The sequence below is a fragment of the Flavonifractor sp. An10 genome (assembly GCF_002161215.1).
Classification (GTDB): Bacteria; Bacillota; Clostridia; order Oscillospirales; family Oscillospiraceae; genus Flavonifractor; species Flavonifractor avistercoris.
The window spans coordinates 41666-58926 of sequence record NZ_NFMB01000001.1 but is presented as its reverse complement, the minus strand read 5'-3'; the positions used below and the strand labels follow the sequence as shown (position 1 = coordinate 58926).

Here is a 17261-nt window from a genome sequence, read left to right as displayed (position 1 = left end):
CGTGCCCCTCCTTAAAACAAGTAATAGAGAATAAGCGCAGCGGTTAACAGAACCATCAAAAGGATGTCCAACCCTTTGATCTTTATTTTGCAGTAATTACTTCTTTCCGTATCCACGCCGAGGCCGCGTGCAACGGCGGCAGCGGATAGTTCGTCACCAATTTGCACAACAGAAGCAATCAGCGGTACGAGCCTGTATTCCAACATGGCAATCGGCCCTTTACTAATTCCAATACCGCGCATTTTCATTGCATCCTGAATACTGTGGTACTCGTCCGCCACCGTAGGAAAGAAGCGAAATATCACAGCGAAGGGAATTGTGATTTTTCTGGTAATGTGCATTTTTTCCATCGCCGCCACAAACTCGCTGACTTTTGTTGTCTGTAAAAAACTCATGGCGATAAACAGGGTGGGCATCATACGAAGCACCACCTCGACTAACAAGCGAATGATAATACCTAAAAGGCTCATTCCAGATATGTACGCCAGTAGCCCATTTGCCCCATAAGCGGCACAATAGGCCACCGCATAAACCGCGGCAAGGCCGGGCCTCCTGATGTTTATCAACATCAGGAAAGCCAGCCCTGCAAACACGATTTTCAAAATGGTATCAAGTTCGCTTTCAGACGATGGAACCATGACAAGACTGAACACCATTAAGGTATATAGTTTTGTCCTTGGGTCAAGATTGATAACGGCTTGCTGCGTATTCGTTGATACCTTCCCACTCATTATGCAATTCCCGCCCGTTTGAAATGCTTATTCAGGACAGCGCGGCCAATCAAAGCGCCGATGACACCGCCGACAGCAGTTGCAAGAATGACAACTGGAACCATATAGCCCTGCACTAAGGCTGCGAGGCCATCTGCAAAGGCATCCCCCTGGCTGGCACGGTACATTTCAACATAAGCATCGCCCATGATAAACATGGGAAGCTGTGTCCCGACCTGCCAAACACTGAAAACTGCATAGCCTGCCAGCATCGCTTTCCAGCTTTTATATTTTCCAGCCTTCATAATGACATCTGCCAGCAAGCCAAAGACAATGCCGGTAATCAGAGCGTAGTATCCATATCCCATCAGGAAAAAGATAAGGCCCAGAAGCACACCCATGATTGTCACGAGGCCGAAGGATTTTACCTTCGTGTAGAAAAGGATGCAGGGTATGCCTGCAATGATCGCTGTCAGCACAGGATAAAAAACAGCCATCACCGGAACAAAGCCGGTCATTGCACACACATAGAAGATCACAAAATAAATGACCGTGAAGATTGCGACATTTACAAGATCGCGCACGCCAATTTTTGAGGTTTGCACATTGTTTTCCATAAAAATATCCTCCTTTGTTTGTTAGTTACTGCTAACCTATCTGTCAAAATGTAGCCGACGCTTTGAATATTTTCATATCAAACCATCGGCTGTAAGATTGTGTGAAAGCGCCTATACGCAGATCATTCGGGCGGCTTTAATCCGGCCACATGACATCACCCACTTTCCCGCCTTCAAAAATCGTTTTCCATCCGGCATTGAAGAACCAGCTCATACTTTGTATGTGCTTTTTAGCATCTTCTTTGGTCATATCATGGATAACGGTTTCAAAAAGGCCCGTATAAAAAGCGCTCGATAGCAGGTGGGCCAATTCCATTGTCAACCGGCCAGAAGAAATCGCATCGTTTCCAGTCTTTTCAATGTATTGCAAAGTGGTCTGTATATCAATCGCAACCACTCTGTGCATAAACTCCTGATAGCAATTTGTTTCGCCGCTGAGAAGCATGATTTTGAATTCATCAAGATGGGCGAAAACAAAATCCATCAGCTTTGAAAATTTGCCATTGGAGTAGCTATTGATTTGTGCTTTTTGTTCTTCCGGCTCTAAAGCCTCAAACCCGGCCAGCGTTTTTTGTAACAACTCGCAAAAGCCATCAGCAACAGGCTGGACAATACTGTGGTATAACGCCTCCTTGTCCGAATACCGATAGAGCAAGGAGCTTTTCGTTGTGCCTGCTTTTTCGGCAATATTACGCAAAGAAGCGTTCTCGTATCCATTGGCAAGAAATTCTTCTTTGGCACACTTGAGAATATTCTCCGTTACGCCTTCAATCATCTTGGCCATAGGCTCACCTCCTTCATGTTTTAGTCCACCGGTCTAAACCGATGGTCTAAATATAGCATAGAAAGATCAGATAGTCAAGATGGTCTTTCTATGTTTGGTTGTTAATGCTAACGGAAAACAATGTAACAGGCGGAAAAAATCCGCCTGTTCGATGCTGTTAAGCCATAATTAACTCATCTAAAACAATTTCCTCCGCCTGCGCTTTCAGCGTGTTCATCAGCCCCACCCAGCGCATGGGATCACGGACTTTCAGTTCCTCAGTGACGCCCGCCGCCTCCATCATACGGGGCAGCATGGCATCCATGCGCTCCCGCGCCGCCCGGTCAATCTCCAACAGGTGCAGGTACAGCTTTTCGCTCAAAATCAAGCTGCTGTAAAGGCTGGGTCGGTGTTCCTTCAGGTAGCGTTGCCGCATACGGCCATACTTGCCGATGGGGGCCTCCGGCTGCTCGGACAGCTTCAAGTCGGGGATGTAGTAATCTCCGCAGCGGGTGTAAGTCAATTCGCTCATGTTCATTCTCCTTTGCACTGTGATGGTCAAACTGCGGCACTGGCCGATACGGTGGCCTTGCGCGGCTCCTGCCTGGGTAACTGGCTGACGGTGGTAAAAATGCCCTTCTCCATGTCCTCGGCCCGGATAGCTGCCTTTGCCGCCTCCATTTTTGCCTTGCGCTTGGCGTTGTAGCGTTCTTCCCATTCCTTCTGCTTGCCGTTTGCTTTGCGGCGTAAATAGTTCTGGTGAAGCCTGTCCTTGCGTTCCTCCTTCTTCCGCAGTTCTTCCTGCTCCTCCGGGGTCAGGGGAACCGGCTGCAAGGCGGGCGGGATATACCGGCCCACAAAGTTGAAGTAGATTTCAACCTCCTGTGTGGTGTCCTGGCTGCCTTTGCGGGCGCGTTCATGGACAAGGATTTTCTCTACAAACTCGTTGAGCATGGTATTTGTCAGCGTGTCAAAATTCTCGTACTTGTCAATCAGGGCAATAAACTTCTCCGCAGATTTCCGGCTCTGCTCATAGCCGGTAACGGCCTTTTCCAGTTCAGCGATTTCCGCATTGAGGGCGTCCTGCTCTTTGGCGTACTGTGCGTCCAGCGCCTCATACCGGGCGTCCGGCAGTTTGCCCAGGGCATTGTCCTCATAGATTTTGCAAATCAGCTTTTCCAGTTCCCCAGCCCGCTTTTGGGCGGCGGCCAGCCGTTTCCGCTTCTTGGATATATCGGCGGTCTGCTGGGCGGCCTGCGTTTCCTGGACGGTGCGGATAAACTCGGCCCGGTCATTTTTAGAATACTCCGCGATGGCCCGGAGCATATCGGTTATCAGGGTCAGGACGGCCTCGGCCCGGATGCGGTGCTGTGTGGGGCAAAGGGAGCCGATAGGGTACTTACTGTACTGGCTGCAAGTAAACTGTGGGTCACGCTTGCCGTTATTGACGCGATGGACATACATCTTGCCGCCGCAGTCGGCACAGTACATCAGGCCGGTCAGAGGATGGGCCTCGCCCCAGCCGTCCGGGTAACGCCGGACATTTGCCCGGATGCGCTGCACATTGTCAAAGGTTTCCTGGTCGATGATGGCCTCATGGGTGTTCTCGAAAATCGTCCACTCGCTTTCGTCAACATAGTGGCTTTTCTTATCCTTGAAGTGCTTGCGGGTCTTGAAATTAATGGTGTGGCCCAGGTATTCCCGCTTTTTCAGAATATTCACAATGGTGGACGATCCCCAGCCGTAGGGGTCTTTGACCGGCTTTGACCTGTTTACGCCTTCGTGAAAGCGTGCCAGATGGACAGCGGGGATTTCAACCTTTGCCTCAGACAGCAGCTTGGAAATCTGATAGGGGCCGTAGCCCTCCATTGTCAGGGAAAAGATGCGGCGTACCACTTCGGCGGCTTCTTCGTCCACAAGCCAGTGTTCCCGCTTTTCGTCCCACAAATAGCCGTAAATGACGGTGCCGGTCAGGTGCTTGCCGCTCATGCCTTTGGACTTGAACACGGAGCGGATTTTTCGGCTGGTGTCGCGGGCATAAAACTCGTTCATGATATTGCGGAACGGGGTAAAATCATCGTCACCTTTCAGACTGTCCACGCCGTCGTTGATGGCGATCAGCCGGACGCCGCGCTGCCGCAAAATCTCCATGACCTGGCCGACTTTCAGATAGTCACGCCCCAGGCGGCTCATGTCTTTGATAACAATGGCCTCCACCCGTCCGGCCTCGACTTCCTCCATCATCGCCAGAAAGCCGGGACGGTCAAAGCGGGTTCCCGATACGCCGTCATCGGTGAAGTGGGTAGGGTTTGGCAGCCCATTCCTGCGGGCAAACTCCTCTAACATCTGCTTTTGATGGCTTATGGAGTTGCTCTCGCCCTGTAATTCATCATCGCGGCTCAACCGCTCATACAGTGGGGTGATTTTCTCGTTTCTCATGGCTGTACCTCCTGAAATGAAAATACTCTAAGTGACTGCTTCACTAACCATGACAAAAACCATGATTAAGAAGTCACTTAGAGCATACATCTCCAGTTACGGCGCAGGTAGATCCCATCCACATAGACATACGGATAGCGTCCGCCCTGCAGAGGGCGGTTCCGCCAATCCTCAATGTGGACATACGCTTTCTTGTTCAGCTCACTGATGGTGGAGGGTGAGACCTTGCTGCCCCAGAGGGCCTCGGTGATGTCCTCCACGCGCCGGACGGATACGCCGGCCAGGTACATCTCAATGAGAGCCTCTTCCACGCTGCTTTCCCGGCGGCGATACCGCTCAATGATAGCCGTTTCAAAGGAGATCCCTTTCAGCTTAGGCACCTTGAGGGTGACATCCCCGGAAGTGGTGGTGAGGTTGCGGTTGTAGTGGCCGCTGCGGTAGCCCTGGCGCTGCTCATTACGCTCGTACCGGGCTGCTTGAGTCAATTTCTCTGCCTCAGCCTCCAGCAGCTCGTTGAGGGTTTCCTCTACACTTCCGCGTACAAGTTCCTTGAGCTGCCCCTTGCTACGAAAATAAGTAGCGAGGGCGTGAACCTTGACAAACAGGCTTTCAACGCCTCATGAAAAACCATCGCAGCACAAAAAGCGGCAGGCCAAAACCTGTCGCCGGCCGAAGTATGGTACAGTGGGAATCAGCCTGGTGCCACCACAAAGTACCCCAGCTTTTGCAGTTCGTTCACCATACGGCTGGCCCGTTTGCGCTCACTTTGTTTTCTGCGGATCTCAAAACAGTCTTCGTTGTATGGAGAACCTGTCTTCAACATCGTGTAAATCAGCGCCAGCAGTTTGCGAGCCAAAGCAATCGTTGCACGTTTAGCGCCCTTCCGCTGTTTTATCCTCCAGTACCAACCGGAGAGGTACAAGCTTCGTTTTCCGGAGATGACCCATCCCACCTCACAGAGCATACTCTTCAGATACGGATTACCTTTGTTAATGTGAGCACTCTTGCGTTTTCCGGCACTCTCGTTGTTACCGGGACTCAAACCGGCCCAGGAGCATATATGCTGGGAATCCGGAAAGGCACTCATATCGGTACCAATCTCCGCGATAATGGCTGCTGCCGCAGTTACATCAATACCCGGTATGGAGCACAGGAGGCTCAATGCCTCTTCGTGCTTTATGATCTCTTTCGTAATAGCGTCCTCCACAGTATGCCGGTGCTGTTCAAGTGCTTCCAAGTGCCCAAATATCATGCGAAGAAAGCCGCGCTGGTGCTCCGAGAGCGAACCGTTCAAGGCAATCAGTATTTCGTCGATACGTTTCCGGGTCTGTGTTTTCAGACACCGATCCAGAGCTTCCCGCGAAATATTTCCGTATTCCATGAGATGACGGATGATGTTTCGCCCGGAAGCGCCAAATGCGTCCGACAGAAACGCTGTGAAGCGGAAACCGGAGCTTTGCAGAAATTTATCGATGCGATTCTTTTGGGCGGTAATGTCGCGAACGATGCTCTTACGATACCGGGTCAGATGCCGCAGTTCCCGGAAGGTCTTATCTGGGATAAAACTTCCCTTTAGTAATCCGGCACGGAGCAATGTGGCGATCCATTGCGCGTCCCGCATATCCGTTTTGCGCCCAGGCACATTCTTCATGTGGCGGGCATTCACGACCAGAATGCTGATCTGCCCATCAAAACATGGCTCCAGCATTTCGTAAATAGGCTGCCAGTAGATCCCGGTGCTCTCCATAGCGACATAGCGGCACTCTGCTTCCAACACCCAATCCCGCAGTTTCCGCATTTCCGGGATAAGTGTGCTGAAGGAGCGAATCTCGATTTCCGGATCGGTGCCCAGTTCACCTTTGGCAAGACAGGCAACAATAACGTCACGATGAATATCCAGTCCCATGGCGCAGGTCAATATGTCTTGCATCAAATCCCTCCCTGAATTATGCAGGCTGGGAATTGCCCGGGTGGGTATCCGAACTTTGCTACTCGTGCTCTTCACTTATGTGACGCAACATACTGCTGTTCTCTTGGGCAACTCGTCCACGTTGAACAAACGGGGTGAAAATCCACCAAGGTGCAACCGGACTACGCCTGCTGTATTCAGTTTAGCAAATCCTTCGGTTAACGCACAGACTATATTTTCATTCTCAGCTGTGATGGCATTTCATGAGGCGTTGATAACTTCTTCGTTTAGCTGTACAATTTTCTCGGACATGGTTTGCTGTCTCCTTTCGAATGGTGTGTCGCGACTTCATTCTACCAGAGATCTGCAAACCATGTCTCTTTTTATTTTTGCGAAATTTATTCTACCTGACCAGATTTTTTGACCCACACCGCAAAACAACTATTTGCAGCAAAAAATCCCCGAAAACCGAAGTTTTCGAGGATTTTTGGAGCTGCTGGGCGGATTTGAACCGCCGACCTCATCCTTACCAAGCGCCACCGGAACTTTTTTCTAACTATTTTTGTGCTTTATGGCCCTATCCGCTCCAATCCGCTTGCATTCCGCCACTCTTTGAACGCAAGGTTTCCGCCTGTTCCGCAACTGTCTGTGGCGGGTTGTGTGGTCAAACCGTTGGGCAGTAGGTTTGGCGATCTGGCAGTTTGCACAAATGTGGTCAAATCATGTTTTTGGGGCCGTTGCCGTAATACACCGTCCAACTTTTTCTGCGATTCACCATGAAACTGCTTTTGCGATGGTGTTAACAATGATAAGCGCTATAGAAAACATCTTGATCCTCATCACTCGACTGCGCTATGCCCACTTTTGCATCAAAAATTTGGTTTCAAAATTCATTCAAGTTAGAAGCAAATCAATATACACGATACTACCTTCAAAAAGTTGAGAGTTCTCGAGAAAAATTTGAAAAATTTGTTTCACATATTATATCCATTAGCCTTTTCTCTGCACTTTTTTGAATGTTTAATTGATAAATAACTTGAGAGTATGTTTAAAGTTCTTTGTGGGTTGTTTAGTTTATTATCACCCAAGTGCTCACCTTGGTGAATTCCCAAAGTAGTCGCAATTCGGTCGCAATTAAGTCGCAATCATTTGCTACTTAATTGTTGTCAAGTCTTTGCAAACCATCTACCGGCCTTCGTCTTCCCTTCGCAATACACCTTATTCTCTTTATGAAGTTCACGCATCAGCACCTGAATCTGATTCCGGCTATGCCCCGGCAATACCTGTTGCAGTTCCTTAAATGGGGTCCCTTTGTCACCGTTTGCACGAATATGCTTTAATAGCAGTTCCTTATTCGTTTCCCGATCCAAACCCACTACGCGCGTATGAACCCCTGATTTTCCAGCAGCCGCATACAAACTTCTGGCTAAGACATATTTGCTGCGCCCAACATGTTCTACAATCCCAAGTTCTGTCAGATGCTTGAGGCAGGGACGCAGATTCTCGGCAACACTCATCTCGTGATAGAGCGCATTGATCACCAAAAAGTCTCCAGTCGAAAGCGTTTCCATGCGCTCGTTGCCAATCTGATTGATTAATGAGAGCATTTTAGTATCCAATACAACTCCGTTCAAGGTGATACAAACAAAATTCTCGTCTGTCCCTGAAAAGTCCGGAAGCTGTTTTGCTTCTTTGATGCTTAGTTCATAAATGAGGTTCATTCCTTGACCGGATCGCTCGACCAAACCGCAAAGGGCAAGTATCTCCGCAATCCGACGATTGCGGGGCAACTGACGGTCGAGGATGTTATCTACCGAGATTCCGTTTGGAAATCCTCCAGGGCTCTCTATGACAAGCCGATCCCGATACTGACGAATAAAGACGCTTCCGCCCATTTGATAATTCCTGTGGCTCACAGCATTCAGAATCGCCTCCCGGACTACCCGCTCATTGAATGTCGGGATGTCATAGACAAAGAATCCTTCCTGATAATGCTGCTTATCATTTCTCAAGTTAATGAGTTCCCACAGGCGATTATAGCAGGCAAAAAATCCTACCCGGAATTCTTCCCGCTGATTTGCCGGCCCTGACGCATCCGATGAACGATATTCAAAAATGATCTCTGCCTGGGGCAGGTACTTCCCCAGCGATTCTCTCTTCCCGAACAGTGCCAAGGCCGCATAGGTGATCCCTTCTTCGGTGATTGCCTCACAATCCCGCAGCAGTTGTTCTGTGGATAGACTCATGATACGCCGATTCCCGCTCTTGTCTACCCACCGTGCCCGAAATGCCTCAATTGCCGTCTCATCCAAATCACTCAGAACCGCAAGTGGGCAAACGCTGCCTGAAAAATCAAATCCGGCCTCCGCATAGATCCTGCGCCGTATTTCCTCTGGCATGGGAATCAGACTATCACCTTCATACCACCAGGCAATTCCATCCGCCTGCACTGGTAAGCCTAATGGGCGAGAGGCCACATCAAATACCAAAACGCGTTTGCCTTGATATTCAAAAAGCTGGAAGTCTACCATAACTTTCAGCTTGTCGATCAATCCCTTGCGAGTGCGCTCTGGCTGTTCGAAAGCTCTGCTTCCCACCACTTGTCTCGGCCGTGCATCGGTGATTCCAAATACCAACTTTCCACCACCGCAGTTTGCCAAGGCGCAACAACACTTAGTAGCTTCTCCAGAATCAAAGCGGTTCTTTGCCTCTTTGAATTGGATATTCTCGCCTTCCTTGGCCTCCAGCAGTTCTTCAACAGTCATTGACTCGTACAATCGAAATCACTCCCGTGTTATCCTATTTTCAAATTCTAACACGATTCATCAGCTCAGAGCGCAAATAAACTCTGTGAATCAGCAGATTTTATATGTGTTTTCTGTTATAGCATATTATCTTCGCTCTATCCTGATATTTCAGCCTCTAACTTATCCAACTCCGCTTTCCTCTCGAAATGTTCCAATTGAAGGAATGCCAGCAAGCACATCTGGTAAGTCTCATCATACCAGTGCTCCACTTCTTCCGGAGTCATCTGCGCTACAATGGCGTTATATTTTGCGGGGTCAGCAGGGTCAACATTGTTATGCCGGATATTTACATTATTAAAGATACTGAACAAATCTCTCTCCAATGTCTTATCCGCCTTTTTCAAGTCCTTTCTTTTGGGTTCCAGTAAAGAAGCAAGTTGTACCAAAATGCTCTTTTTCTTTTCCAACTGTCCCTTCATAGCGTAATGATTATAGGAAATTAGACGATAAGACAAATCCGCCGGAATCAGGTCACTTTCGGCAACAGAAACTGCGGCAGGAGACTTCTCAACAAAGATTGTAACCTCGTCCTGTGTGGCATGCATATATCCCATCTTTTCCATCACTTGGCCGATTTGCTGAAGATAGAATTGCACATTGATCAGCTGCGGCCGAGTATTCCCATAGCCATAGGGAAAACTCAGAGGAATGCATTGATAAGCCAGAAGCAGATTCTCCATGTACTCACACAAAGAAATTAGATCATCAATCTTGAAATCGGCGGGGTCCTTCTCAAAATTGAAATTATGCAAATCATTAAACTCATCTAAGGAAAGGCAGGTCCCCCGAAAAGAGAAGTTGAGAAAGCATTCGCTCAATTCATCATACGCGGAGATTCGATTCGAATTAGAAACCGGAATGTCGCGTTCAAACAGCATCCCATAGAGTTTTTGATATTCCCGTTTCGGATCAATTTTCGCCTCCTGCAATATCTGTGCAAAGTTGCGTCGCATTCAGTCTCACCTCATTCCACCCGGGCCTGTCCATTCATCAACATGGGCAGGAGCCAGTCACGGACTCTTTTTAGTTCATGGTTCTCCTCTTCCAAAATACACCGCTTTTCACATAAAGGTGTAACTTTTTCTGCGAAATTATTAACAAGCGATTTCGGTGGTAATGGCACCGCAAAATTTGACAAGGTATCCTTTGATACCTCCTTGAATGTAGTCCCAACTCCTTGTTGCGCTATAGCCGGTACATTTCGTTTAATCAAATAATAAATAAAATATTCATGGTATCCAGCATTTGGAACTATCGATTTAAAACCTTGATTTGTACAAATTTCATTACTGGAAATGGCAAGATACCCAATAGGTGCTCGCGTACTCAACAGCACTGAATGCTTAGGCATTAGGACTGCCGAACTATTATCCAAACCACTCTGTGTAATATCACGCTCTCCATGACTAATAAACATCTTGTCTTCATTTTTAGATAAATCGTTTGGCGTAATCCACGCAATCCCATGATTGCAATAATAGTCCTCTCTGGTTGTCGTAGGTGTTCCACCTGAAATGACACTACCTATCTGCCCAATTGTACCAGCCTCCCACCCCTTCGGAATCTCCCGTTTGAGCTGGGGATTCCATACCATTTCACCGCCGGAGGCGCGGTAGGGACGGCCATTTTCGTCTGGAAAATCAAACTGCACGAACCAATAGTCATAAAGCGTCTTTGCCATGGATTCCAACTCGAAACAGATACTCTTATTTAATTGGATTTTTTGCTCCATTAAATAAAGCATATCTCCAATTTTCACCTGTTCCTTATATTCGGGAAGATATAAACTTAAAAACGAAAAAATATCCTCGTTGAAACTTGCCCGCAGGGTCATAAATGCGTTATTGGTGACCGCTTTCCTGAACAGTTTTCCCCGCAAATAAAAAGCAAGATATTTATGGTATGTAATCCCCTCCGTTTTAGGACGCAGCCGTTTGGTAAAGCCACTATAAGTAGCACTCGGATAATCTTTTGCAGCGACACAACTCATTGCTAATTCATCAATTGTTTCGCTGGTTCGAGTTATCAGAATATCCCCCTCTTTGATGGAATAGATATTCTGTTCTTGCTTTGATGTATCCATTAAATCGGGAAGTATATCCGGCAAAAAATAATTATTGAAAACAGTACTAAAAGAAACAAATGGGCTACCATGCCCTGCCTGTTCTTTTGTAGACGAGATGCCAGATGACATGCTATAAAGTTGCGAAAATGAATGATTTATAATCTTATTCATACTTTACCCGCCCCAACTGTTGCTTGATCTCCTCCTCCAGCCGGTGGCTCTCAGAAAATAACTCATCCAAGCGGATGGTGAACCCGTGCATCTTCTCCGCAAACTCCTCCGGCGTCAGATCTACATACTCGATCTTCACATCAAAGTACTGTCCGGCAGAAAAAGACAGTTTTTTCTGCCGGATCTCCTCATAGGTCACAGCTACGCAGAAATCATCCACCGGTTCCCCAGCGTTAAAGGCGTCAATAATCTTGGCGATCTCTTCCCTGCTGAGGACAGTCTTCTGGTTCTTTCCGTCCACTTTCTCTTTGATGCCCAGCTTAGAGGCATCCATCAGCATCACTTTACCGTCCCGGTTGTCTTTGTCCAAAAACAGAATGGAGACATTGGTACCGGTCGTGGCAAAAATATTGGAGGGCATGGAAACAATCCCCCGGAGCATTTGGTGGTTTACCAGATGCTCCCGGATTTTTTTGGGGATTCCAGTGCCGGCTGTCAAAAAGCCTGTTGGGACGACCACTGCCGCTTTTCCATGCTCTTCCATAGAGTAAATGATGTGCTGCAGGAACATCAGGTAGATGGCCATGCTGCTTTTTTCCTTGTTTGGCACATTGGGCACACCGGCAAAGAACCGTTCCTTATATGCCTCTCCCGCCAAGGTGTCCCGGTTATCGCTGAAATCCATATTAAAGGGCGGATTGCTGACGATATAATCAAATTTAGCAAGGCCGTTCCCCTTGGCGTTCAAATGCCGGGGAGAAACCAGCGTATCGTCGTGAACCACATTCCCCAGCGAGTGAACCAAATTATTCAGGATCAGGTTCAGCCGTAAAAACTCGTTGGACTTGGACGAGATATCTTGGGTGTAGATGGTGCAGTTGTCCTCCCCGATCTGGTGAGCCAGCGCCAGCACCAGGGTACCGGAACCGGCCGCTGGGTCGTAGACCGTCACATTTTGGATCTTCTCCTGCACCAGGATACGGGCAATGATCGTTGCAATGATGTGAGGCGTGTAGTATTCAGCGTACTTTCCGAAGTCTTTGTTGTAGTCCTTGATCAGATACTCAAAAATCTGGGCAAAAAAGTCGTAGTTCTGATCATACACCTCGGAGAAACTGAACTCGACCAATTTGTTGATAATGGCGCGGCAAAACGGCGTCTTTTTGGCCCCTTCGATGACATACTGGGAGATAGGATCAAAGAGCTTGATCTTTTCCTCCCCGCCGGTCTGGACAGAAAAAACATCCAAGTTATAATTGGAAATATCCACCAGAGTATCGTCGAACAACTCATGAAACGGATAGAGGGTGCCATCCGGCTTTTTCATGGAATCATCGTTCTGGTGGTTAAACAAATAGGAGATATAATGTGTCTTCTTCAGCCGGGCCGTGTCACCACCCAACATGGCCAGCAGCATCTCATACTGGTCATCTGGCATAGTCTCTAACGCTGCCTCCAGATTCTCTGCTTTTGCCAGGGTGGGTTCTACTTTTCGAACCTGATAGAAAAATTTATCGTTGAGATATTTATACAGAAACACCTGTGTGATGATTTTGTACTCGCCAGGCGAACCGCCCAGGCCAAAGTTGGCACAGATGGTTTTTAAGTCGTCGATCATCCGCTTGGTGCGAATGGTAAGGGATTCGATCTGCATTATGCTGTCCAGTTCCTTTCTGCAAAGTACTCCCCAGAGATGCAGGTATCAATAAACTTGACCTGCTCCATAGAGGGTTGTACTCCGTTATCTCGACACGACTGAATGATCGTCGGCATGATCTCCCTGGTGAAATAGGCGTGGTTGTCCATAATACGCTGATTTTTCAGCACTTTCTGATCCACCGACGTCTTCACACCCATGAGAATATCGAAGATGACCGGATCACTGCCGATGGGCGGCGGGCTGGCTTTGATGCGCTTATGGGTACGCATATATTTGGCATCGCCACCGTATTTAGCACAGAGCATTTGATCCCGCAGATTCTGCTGGGCGGCGGCTTTGCGGATTCGTTCCAGCTCCTGGATCTGCTCCTTCATCTCATCAGCTGTCAATTCCTCGATGTTTTTCTTTTTGAAGATCCGCTTCAACTCTTCTAAGAGCGTGATATACTCCGGGTCTTTGGGGTCGAGACTGCGCTCCAACTCCTGCCGGGTCTTTTCCAGTGTCTCCTGGTATCGATCCGCAATGACCATCTCGTCCTCTGAAACTTTGCGGAAGGTAAACTCGATTTGATCCAAGGCGATGTTCAGGATACCGGACGTATCTTCAATACTCTGCAGTTTCTCCTTGAGGTTCACCAGGTTGATCCGGTTATTGACCTCGCTGAGCAGAGCATGGAGGTTGTCCATGGTAAATCGCTGGGCCAGCTCCTCATAGCCGAATAACCGCATGAGATTGAACAGTTCCTTACAGGTCTCCAGCGCTTTGCGCAGATCATACAACTCCTGCTTATCATCCAGTGCTGTGATCTGCTGGGAGAACAACTCCGCATTGTCTGTGGCATAGAGGAACAGCTTCTGCTGGGCCGCCCGCAGTTCCCGCTCGACTTCCTCCTGAGATTTGAAGATGTTGTTGTACCTCTGAAACTCGTCGCCCAGTTCCGCCTGCAATTCCTTGAAATACGCCTGATTGGTCTTATCAAACTCGGCTCGGATGTCGGCAAAGTCGACCACATAGCCATACCGGAAGGACTTATAGGGGCGGTTCACGCGAGTCAATGTCTGGAGCAAATTGTGATCCTTGATGATACGGCCCAGGTATTGCTTTTTCAGCCGGGGTGCGTCAAATCCAGTTAGAAGCATATTGTAGACAACCAGCAGATCAATCTTGCCCTTCTTGAAATCATCCGTGTATCCGCGGCGGGTCTCCTTGTCCTCCACATCGTGGAGAATCAGCACATGGCTGACCTCAGTGTACCGTTTTAGTTCCTGGTCCACCATCCGCGCCTGATCGGAGGAATCGCAAACAATCATCCCACCGATGGTAGGATCACCCATGGCAATACGGCTGTGCAAGAAATCATCTACAATGTACTCCACTAACGCTGATACATATTTGGGGTGCGCATAGACATCCTTCTTTTTCAGAGACCCTTTCCGCGCCTCCAGTTCTTCTAAGACAGCGTTAAGTTTTGTGCGGTATTCGGTCTTGATACCTTCACGGATCAATTTCAGCGTATAGCCGTCTGCAATAGAGCGGTTATAATAATATTTGTGGATGTATTCTCCAAAGACATCCTTCGTGTTATAGCCATCGCCGATCAGTGGCGTACCGGTCAAGGCGATCATCACCGCTTCCCGGTCGGACGCTATAAGGTTTGCCAAAAAGGAACCCTTGGGACTGTAACTCCGGTGAGCCTCGTCCAGGAAGTAGATCCGTTGCACATTCACATCATAATCCGCTTTCCGGACGATGGACTCCGAGGAAAACTTCTGGATATTCACCACCGTAATGGTATCCTCACCTGTATTGTTGGCCGTGCCAATCGTGCGGATGTTCTGAATAAATTCCTCCTTGGAGTTTACTTTCTCCACATGAAGACCACGAGCAGCAAATTCATCTCCTGCCTGGGTTAGCAGATCCAAGCGATCAACGATAAAATAGAACTTCGTGATTTTTCCATGCCGCTGATAGTAGTCCCGAAGATAACGGACATTGTGGAACGCCAGAGCGGTTTTCCCACTCCCTTGGGTATGCCAAATAACACCATGCTTGATGCCGGCATCCAACTTCTTTTCAATTGCCAGCGTAGCAAAAAACTGTGGGTATCGCATAATGTGCTTTTGCAGTGTCTTGATACCATCCTTATCTGTGCGTTCCACATAGGCAAAGCCGTATTTCAGGAGTTTCAAAAAGCGGACAGGCAGAAATAGTGAAGTCAATATCCGATTTGTCGGCGTTAACTCGCTCAGATTTGTCTGATATTCCTTGGTACCGCGGATGGATACAAGGTTGTTGTCTCTAAGAATTAGCTCCTCGGCATCTTCCTGCAAAACGGGGATCATCGTTTGAATCTGCGGTTCCTCCTCACGGAAACGGTTAAAAAACAGTTTTTCATAGCTACTGGAGGCATAGAACGCTCCCGTGATAGGTTCTACCTCGGAGTCATCGTACTCCATGTTGTTGGAGAACACCATAATCTGCGTTATATTCGCAAAGCGTCGAAAGGTCTTCTTCTCAAATCGGCTGTTGATTCGCTTGTGCTCCGCAATGATTCCGTCCCGGTTATTGGGCTTTTTGACCTCAATAAAAGCCAGGGGCAGGCCATTGATCAGGAGCGTGATATCCGGCCGAAATTCATCATCTCCGTTTCGATAAGGAAGTTCTGTGACAACATGGTATGTATTTCGTGAAGTATCATCCAGGTCAATGATCCGCAAACCGTCAATGCCATCCAAAAGGATCTTGTAAAATGCACGGCCCAGATCGTCATTAGCCAGTTTGATTGTAAGTTCCTCAATCAGGTGATCAACTTCCGAAACTGAAAGCTTTCTTCCGTTCAACTGGTTGACAGCGCTATGCAGCAGCCCTCTAAAAATATTAGTGTCTGGGCAGATTTCGCCTTTGTACTGTTTCAGTGGACGATAAATATACCCAAGACGAGTTAGGTGCGCAATCGCCGGAATTTTGACGCGTGAATTCTCATTGTGGGCCATACCTGTCACCCCGTTTTCTCCCAAACTTATAGTTATTATATCAGGGTTTTTCAATTTCCTCAATCCAACAATATACGCACAGACAAGTTTTCATTTTGTAAGCAAGACCTTTGCAACAGTGTTGACAAAGAAACCCTTCCCCATTTACAGAAGCCCTTTGCTCCACTATACTGAATGCAGAAAAACAAAATGGGGGTGCGGGCAATGGCAGGCAGGCGGATCTGCGCCGGGTACTACCGGCGATACGATGACAAAACAGTCTATGTGATCTCCACGGCCACGGATGCCGACACCGGCGAGGAAACTGTCATCTGGACCGCCTATCCCTTCGCGGATGTCCCCAAGTACTATACCTCCAACAAGAAGTCTTTCTGCTCCTTCGTAGAAGTGGGCGGAAAGCGGAAAGCCAAGTACAAGCGGCTGACAAATATGAGGATCTCAGAGGCCGCCATCGAAAGACTGGAAGATGAAGGTTTCCGTGGGCCGGTGCGGAAAAGGCAGCGGCGGCAGCTGGAGGAAGAATACGACTCCCGCAGGTATCAGCAGTCTCTCACCTACCTTACATACGCCAAAGACTTGTGTGAGAATTACAACTTTGACCGGAGCAAATATCGCCTCTGCGTAAATGAAAAGAGGTTCGCCGCCATCACACGAAGCGACTTCACCAAGCTGAAAGAGGACCTACAGTTTCTGGAAAATGCACTGAAAACAGTCCTGTCAGAATACCAGGACTACTTCCGGGAGCGGTTCGTGGAGGGCCTGTCTATCCGCAAATACGCTGAGTCCCACCAACTCAACCGGGGCAGTGTGGACTACCTGCAAAAAAAGTTTTTCTCTGCCTTGGCCCGGCTTCTGAAAGAGCGGGACGAGGCAGAGGGCAAATGCCGCCTGTGGAAACCAGCACAAAATTGAACTGACCTAACACCAAGCGGAGTGTCTGCTGACAAAGCAGGCGCTCCGTTTTTCTGTCAATCGTATGTCAAAAAGATATACTTTCTGCAATAGAAAGTGGAGGGGAAAATCAGACGGCAATCGGCAAGTGTGTCAACTCTATGTCACACAGTAAGTGTCCTCGGGAAAGAAGTAGAGGGGAAGTTGAAGGCATGAGATTCCAGAGGCTCTGTTCA

The 17261-nt window shown here is 48.3% G+C and carries 12 protein-coding genes and 1 pseudogene; 1 reads left to right on the top strand and 12 read right to left on the bottom strand.

Annotation, left to right across the window (positions count from 1 at the left end; all coding sequences use genetic code 11):
* Positions 1-11: 11 nt before the first annotated feature.
* The 12 genes and pseudogenes from B5E42_RS00295 to B5E42_RS00240 all read right to left on the bottom strand — a co-directional run bounded on the left by B5E42_RS00295 (position 12) and on the right by B5E42_RS00240 (position 16134).
* Positions 12-731 carry an energy-coupling factor transporter transmembrane component T gene (locus B5E42_RS00295; RefSeq protein ID WP_087235877.1) on the bottom strand — a complete coding sequence of 240 codons (720 nt, stop codon included), beginning with the start codon at positions 729-731 and terminating at the stop codon, positions 12-14.
* A complete protein-coding gene (locus B5E42_RS00290) occupies positions 731-1327 on the bottom strand; it encodes an MptD family putative ECF transporter S component (RefSeq protein WP_087235875.1) in 597 nt (198 codons plus the stop codon). The genes B5E42_RS00295 and B5E42_RS00290 overlap by 1 nt, the downstream gene beginning before the upstream one ends.
* A gap of 136 nt (positions 1328-1463) precedes the next feature.
* Complete coding sequence (locus B5E42_RS00285; RefSeq protein WP_087235873.1) at positions 1464-2111, bottom strand: TetR/AcrR family transcriptional regulator; 648 nt, start codon at positions 2109-2111, stop codon at positions 1464-1466.
* Between the two features lie 157 nt (positions 2112-2268).
* Positions 2269-2622, bottom strand: a complete 354-nt coding sequence (locus B5E42_RS00280) for a TnpV protein (protein ID WP_087235871.1) — start codon at positions 2620-2622, stop codon at positions 2269-2271.
* Positions 2623-2648: 26 nt separating this feature from the next.
* Positions 2649-4529, bottom strand: a complete 1881-nt coding sequence (locus B5E42_RS00275; RefSeq protein ID WP_087235869.1) for a recombinase family protein — start codon at positions 4527-4529, stop codon at positions 2649-2651.
* 92 nt (positions 4530-4621) lie between these two features.
* Positions 4622-5134, bottom strand: a pseudogene (locus tag B5E42_RS00270) (transposase); the annotation flags it as partial.
* An 86-nt stretch (positions 5135-5220) separates the two neighbouring features.
* Positions 5221-6459 (bottom strand): IS110 family transposase, encoded by a 1239-nt coding sequence (locus tag B5E42_RS00265; protein WP_087235867.1) that lies wholly within the window; start codon positions 6457-6459, stop codon positions 5221-5223.
* 1145 nt (positions 6460-7604) lie between these two features.
* Complete coding sequence (locus tag B5E42_RS00260; RefSeq protein ID WP_242966962.1) at positions 7605-9215, bottom strand: ATP-binding protein; 1611 nt, start codon at positions 9213-9215, stop codon at positions 7605-7607.
* Between the two features lie 125 nt (positions 9216-9340).
* Positions 9341-10198: a hypothetical protein gene (locus tag B5E42_RS00255; protein WP_087235863.1), complete on the bottom strand. Its 858-nt coding sequence runs from the start codon at positions 10196-10198 to the stop codon at positions 9341-9343.
* A gap of 11 nt (positions 10199-10209) precedes the next feature.
* Positions 10210-11481: a restriction endonuclease subunit S gene (locus B5E42_RS00250; protein ID WP_087235861.1), complete on the bottom strand. Its 1272-nt coding sequence runs from the start codon at positions 11479-11481 to the stop codon at positions 10210-10212.
* Positions 11474-13135 carry a class I SAM-dependent DNA methyltransferase gene (locus B5E42_RS00245; RefSeq protein ID WP_087235859.1) on the bottom strand — a complete coding sequence of 554 codons (1662 nt, stop codon included), beginning with the start codon at positions 13133-13135 and terminating at the stop codon, positions 11474-11476. The genes B5E42_RS00250 and B5E42_RS00245 overlap by 8 nt, the downstream gene beginning before the upstream one ends.
* The gene (locus B5E42_RS00240) at positions 13135-16134 is read right to left on the bottom strand and encodes a type I restriction endonuclease (RefSeq protein ID WP_087236621.1); all 3000 of its coding nucleotides are present in this window, start codon (positions 16132-16134) and stop codon (positions 13135-13137) included. The genes B5E42_RS00245 and B5E42_RS00240 overlap by 1 nt, the downstream gene beginning before the upstream one ends.
* A gap of 204 nt (positions 16135-16338) precedes the next feature.
* Here B5E42_RS00240 and B5E42_RS00235 point away from each other — a divergent pair, with 204 nt between their 5' ends.
* Positions 16339-17046: a hypothetical protein gene (locus tag B5E42_RS00235; RefSeq protein ID WP_087236620.1), complete on the top strand. Its 708-nt coding sequence runs from the start codon at positions 16339-16341 to the stop codon at positions 17044-17046.
* Positions 17047-17261: the final 215 nt, after the last annotated feature.

Coding starts and splice junctions, on each gene's coding strand:
- B5E42_RS00240 (WP_087236621.1), bottom strand. CDS start 16,134: ATGGCCCACAATGAGAATTCACGCGTCAAAATTCCGGCGATTGCGCAC.
- B5E42_RS00255 (WP_087235863.1), bottom strand. CDS start 10,198: ATGCGACGCAACTTTGCACAGATATTGCAGGAGGCGAAAATTGATCCG.
- B5E42_RS00280 (WP_087235871.1), bottom strand. CDS start 2,622: ATGAGCGAATTGACTTACACCCGCTGCGGAGATTACTACATCCCCGAC.
- B5E42_RS00290 (WP_087235875.1), bottom strand. CDS start 1,327: ATGGAAAACAATGTGCAAACCTCAAAAATTGGCGTGCGCGATCTTGTA.
- B5E42_RS00235 (WP_087236620.1), top strand. CDS start 16,339: ATGGCAGGCAGGCGGATCTGCGCCGGGTACTACCGGCGATACGATGAC.
- B5E42_RS00295 (WP_087235877.1), bottom strand. CDS start 731: ATGAGTGGGAAGGTATCAACGAATACGCAGCAAGCCGTTATCAATCTT.
- B5E42_RS00250 (WP_087235861.1), bottom strand. CDS start 11,481: ATGAATAAGATTATAAATCATTCATTTTCGCAACTTTATAGCATGTCA.
- B5E42_RS00265 (WP_087235867.1), bottom strand. CDS start 6,459: ATGCAAGACATATTGACCTGCGCCATGGGACTGGATATTCATCGTGAC.
- B5E42_RS00245 (WP_087235859.1), bottom strand. CDS start 13,135: ATGCAGATCGAATCCCTTACCATTCGCACCAAGCGGATGATCGACGAC.
- B5E42_RS00285 (WP_087235873.1), bottom strand. CDS start 2,111: ATGGCCAAGATGATTGAAGGCGTAACGGAGAATATTCTCAAGTGTGCC.
- B5E42_RS00275 (WP_087235869.1), bottom strand. CDS start 4,529: ATGAGAAACGAGAAAATCACCCCACTGTATGAGCGGTTGAGCCGCGAT.